Origin of the sequence: Protofrankia symbiont of Coriaria ruscifolia, assembly GCF_900634745.1 — a bacterium.
Classification (GTDB): Bacteria; Actinomycetota; Actinomycetes; order Frankiales; family Frankiaceae; genus Protofrankia; species Protofrankia californiensis.
In genome coordinates this window covers 1-3,613 of sequence record NZ_CAAAFR010000190.1, presented here as the reverse complement: position 1 = coordinate 3,613, position 3,613 = coordinate 1, and the positions used below count along the sequence as shown (strand labels likewise).

The 3,613-nt window shown below is 70.2% G+C and carries 3 protein-coding genes; all 3 read left to right on the top strand.

Going from position 1 to position 3,613, the window contains the following annotated elements; all coding sequences use genetic code 11:
* The first annotated feature begins 536 nt into the window (after nt 1-536).
* Nucleotides 537-779 carry a ferredoxin gene (locus CV1CTNOD_RS21955; RefSeq protein ID WP_242606919.1) on the top strand — a complete coding sequence of 81 codons (243 nt, stop codon included), beginning with the start codon at nt 537-539 and terminating at the stop codon, nt 777-779.
* 174 nt (nt 780-953) lie between these two features.
* Nucleotides 954-2,537 carry an ABC transporter substrate-binding protein gene (locus tag CV1CTNOD_RS21950; protein ID WP_131787857.1) on the top strand — a complete coding sequence of 528 codons (1,584 nt, stop codon included), beginning with the start codon at nt 954-956 and terminating at the stop codon, nt 2,535-2,537.
* 48 nt (nt 2,538-2,585) lie between these two features.
* Nucleotides 2,586-3,533 (top strand): ABC transporter permease, encoded by a 948-nt coding sequence (locus CV1CTNOD_RS21945; RefSeq protein ID WP_131787856.1) that lies wholly within the window; start codon nt 2,586-2,588, stop codon nt 3,531-3,533.
* Nucleotides 3,534-3,613: the final 80 nt, after the last annotated feature.

Genomic DNA, 3,613 nt, shown 5'->3' with positions numbered 1-3,613 from the left:
ACCCCCGAAGAACTTCCAGCGCCGACCACTTAGGTCCACCACGCTCCGTAGCTACCCTCCGACCTGGTCTAATAGGTTTGACCTATTAGTCGGGCCGCTCGGAGGTCACTCAAACGAGCAGGTAGACGGCCTGTCTCCTGGTTCGTACGGAAATATGGTCCTCCACCGGAGGACCCTCATGCGGCTGCTGTGAGTGACATCTGATCCCGCGCGGCGACGTCGAGCAGGTACCAGCTCGCCAGGTAGTCCGTGATCTCCAGGTAGGGCCGTCGGTGACTGCGGGCTGGCCGTCGGACACTTTCACCAGCCGGGTCGATGACCGCCCCGGGATGTTGGCAGCCTTCGCCTCGTGGCTCGCAGGGTCGGTCGGTCGCGCTGCGGTGCCGTCGGTACTGCGCCCGTATCTGCTGTCTACGTCGGTGGCCGCGCGTCACACGACGGTGGCGTCGTGCAACTAGAGCTTCCCGGCGATCCGCCCCGGTGCTACCCATGGACCCTCTATTGGAATTGGGATTCGTTTTCGATATGATTCGGGTGTGGGAGCCGAGGATGCGGCATCGGTGGCGGGCGTGAACCAGTCGGTGAACGTCACGCTGCGGGTCGAGCGATGCATCGGTGCCGGCCAGTGCGTACGGGCGGCCCCGGATGTGTTCGAGCAGGACGAGTCCGCGGGCACGGTGGTTCTGCTGGCGGGGATGCCGCCCCCGGATCGGTGGGACGCGGTGCGCCGCGCCGTCGCGCTGTGTCCGTCGCAGGCGGTGACGTTCGATCCGCGCTGAGGTCGCGAGATCGACGCGCACGGGCCTGCCCACCCGCACGTCGCGTGTGGGGTGACCAGAGGGGTTGCCCCTCCCAGCCGTCACGTTCATGCAGCATCGCCTGTCGCGGCACACCGGGACCGTGCCACGTCGGGCTCTGAGAGGCATCGGTGCGTCGGTGCCGGGGGACGGAGAATGTCAGTGAGACATGCACTTGACCGGCGGTCGCTGCTGCGATCCGGTGCCGCCTTCGCGCTGCTCGGTGGTGTCGCGCTGGTGGGCTGTTCGAGCGAGGACGAGCAGTCGTCGCCGGCTCCGGCGACGACTCCTACGCCCCGGCGGGGCGGCACGCTGCGCGCGGCGTTCGTCGGCGGCGGCGCCGCCGAGACCCTGAACTTCCTGAAGGGGCCGACGCCCTTGGACTACGTACGCGCGCGGTGCGCGCACGGGGCTCTGGGCATCCTGGATCCTGCCGCGGAGGACGGTGTCCGGTACGAGGTGCTGGAGGGCATCGACGCCGCCGATGACCTGTCCGTCTACACCCTGCGGGTCCGCTCGGGCGCGACGTTCACCGACGGCTCTCCGCTGACCGCGCACGACGTGCTGTATTCCCTCAACGCCCCGACGACGCTCGGCGCGCTGCCGTTCCTCAAGCCGCCGGCCCAGAACTTCGACCTGGCGGCAGCCCGCGTGACCGACGACCGTACCCTGGAGCTGCCGACACGCGCTCCGATCGCGGACGGTCGGTTGATTCTCTGCCAGAGCACTTTGGTGTTCAAGGACGGGACGACCGCGTTCACCGCCGGCATGCCGACCTGTGGCCCCTTCCGGTTGACGGCTTTCGAGGCCGGGCAGGGCAGCACCTTCGTCCGTAACGACGACTACGTCGGAGTCGCGGCCGGCGGCGGGCCCTACCTCGACGGCCTGGAGCTACGCACCATCGCGGACAGCACCGCGCGCGCGAACGCGTTGACCGGCGGGCAGATCGACTTCGCCGGCGACCTTGGTCCCGTCGCGGCGCGCACGCTGGAGAGCAACGGGCGCTTGCGGGTGGTGACCTCCGAGCTGCCCTATGCCACCCTGCTGTCGTTCGCGATGAACCTCTCCTTCGAGCCGTTCGCCGACGTGCGGGTCCGGCAGGCGTTCAAGTTCGCCGTCGACCGGCAGGCCATCCTCGACACGGTGCTGTTCGGTCGTGGCCACCTCGGCAACGACCTGCCCGGGCTCGGTTTCACCGACTACGCGGACGAGCTCGAGCAGCGCCCCTACGACCCGAACCGCGCTCGCGCGCTGCTGCGCGACGCCGGAGCCGAGGGGCTGGAGGTGTCGCTGACCACGGCTCCGGAGATCTCCGGCATGGCCGAGACGGCGACGTTGTTCGTCGAGCAGCTCAAGGAGGTGGGTGTCTCGGCGAAGCTTGACCAGCGTCCGACCGGGCAGCTGTTCTCCGACTTCGCGGCCTACGTCCAGCTGCCGTTCGCGGCCAGCTACAGCCCACCGGTTCCGCCGCTGTCGAGCTACGCCTCGACCCGCGCGGGCGGCGCACCCTCCGCGTTCGGCTTCAACCGCCCGGACGTCGACGAGCTCGTGGTCAAGGCACGCAGCGCCACGTCGGCCGACGAGCGCCGCGCCGCCGCCGTCGAGGCCCAGCGGATCCAGTGGGAGGAAGGCAACCAGATCATCCCGGTGTTCATCCCCTCGATCAACGGGCAGGCACCAAGCGTCCAGGGCATCGTCGATGATCCGTTCACGAACTTCTCCCAGGCCTATCTGGGATGATCCCGCCGGACGCCGAGGCCGCGTCGAAGTGACCTCGACGTGACCCCGATGCCGGTTCTCATCGCCCGGCGGTTCGTGGCCGCGATCGTGGTCCTCGCGGCCCTGTCGGTCCTGATCTTCATCGCGACCGATGTGCTGCCGGGCGACGCCGCCGGCATCCTCGCGGGAACGGAGGCCACCCAGGGCGACCGCGAGGCGCTGCAGACCGGCCTCGGCCTGGACCGCCCCGCGCCCGTCCGATATCTGGACTGGGCCGGGGCTGCCATCCGCGGTGATCTGGGCACCGGATACGTGGGCGGACGCGACGTCTCCGCAGTCCTGGGAGACGCCCTGCCGAACAGCCTCGTGCTCACCGGTCTGGCTCTCGGCGTCGCCGTGCCGGTCGCGATCGCGCTCGGTCTGCTCGCCGCGGCACGCTCCGGTGGTCGCAGCGACCGGACGGTGTCCGCGGCGACGCTCCTCGCGGTCAGCCTGCCCGAGTTCGTGACCGCGGCACTGTTCATCTGGGCCTTCGGGGTCGTACTCGACGTCCTGCCGGAGGTCTCCATCGTCGGGATCGGGGCCCGTCCGTGGGAGACCCCGGAGGTGATGGTCCTCCCGGCCACCACGTTGGCTGTCGTGGCGACCGCGACCGCGTCCCGCCTGTTGCGCGCCGCCGCATTGGACGTGGGATCGACGCCCTATGTGCAGGCAGCCCGCCTGCGCGGCGTCGCCGGCGTCCGACTCGCCGTGCGGCACGTGCTCCCACCCTCGCTCGCGCCAACCGTCCAGGTCGTCGCGGTGCTGTTCAGCGGGCTGATCGGAGGTGCCGTGGTCATCGAGACGATCTTCAGCTATCCGGGCATCGGGTTCGAGCTGGCGCAGGCCGTGGGCAACCGCGACGTCCCCATGGTGCAGGGTCTGTCCCTGGCGCTGTGCGCGATCGCGCTGCTGGCGCTGCTGGCCGGCGACATCGTGGCGACGCTCATCGACCCGAGATCGCGGCGGCGGGGATGACCCTGCCGCTCGATGGGGGCGGGCCGCGGCCCCCTGCCGCCGGCGGGCTCGGTGGCGATCCCGCACCCGTGTCCCCACCC